At 59.7% G+C, this 657-nt stretch carries 1 pseudogene; it reads left to right on the forward strand.

The features are described from left to right. Window positions 1–226 precede the first annotated feature (226 nt). Window positions 227–657 (forward strand): annotated as a pseudogene (locus FQ320_RS25340) (transposase); the annotation flags it as partial.

Consider the following 657-nt stretch of genomic DNA (forward strand, 5'->3'; position numbering starts at 1 on the left):
CCAGATCATCTCTGGGTCAAACCACCCTCTCATCGCTACAAGCAGCGACTGCCGGGCAGTGGATCGTTAGCGAGCCACGGCGCTTGAGCGCTTCATTGTAGGCCGGCCAGTTTCTGGTCTTGTAGGTTGGGGGCGAAGGTCTGCTCATCCATCCCAGCTACCACGCTGGCTTCGCGAGATGAATCCTTCATGGGATTTGTGCGACAAAGCCGAACGCCTGAAGAAGATAGAGGTGAAGCTGATGGCCTGGTACCGCAGCAATGAATGTTGTCGTCGCCTTGCAACGATCCCCGGTGTCGGACCGATCGGTGCGGTTTTGCTGGTGATGGAAGCGCCGGCACCGGAGCAATCTGCATCCGGAAGACAGTTTGCTGCCTGGATGGGCCTGACGCCCAGGGATCACTCGACAGCCGGCAAGGTCAGGCCCGGTGTTATTACCCGGGCCGGCGATGAGGCTTTGCGCAAGACGCTGGTCGTGGGTTCGACTTCGTTACTTCGTTACTTCGACAGGTGAGAGCGGGCAGAGGCAGGAACGCCTCGCCTTGGCTCGTCGAGCTGCTCAAGCGCAAGCCGCCGAAACTCGTGGCCGTCGCGCTGGCCAACAAGATCGCCAGGATCGCGTGGAAAATGATGATGTCGGGCGAGGCCTATAAGAAC

This window comes from Oceaniovalibus sp. ACAM 378 (assembly GCF_008085915.1).
Classification (GTDB): Bacteria; Pseudomonadota; Alphaproteobacteria; order Rhodobacterales; family Rhodobacteraceae; genus Oceaniglobus.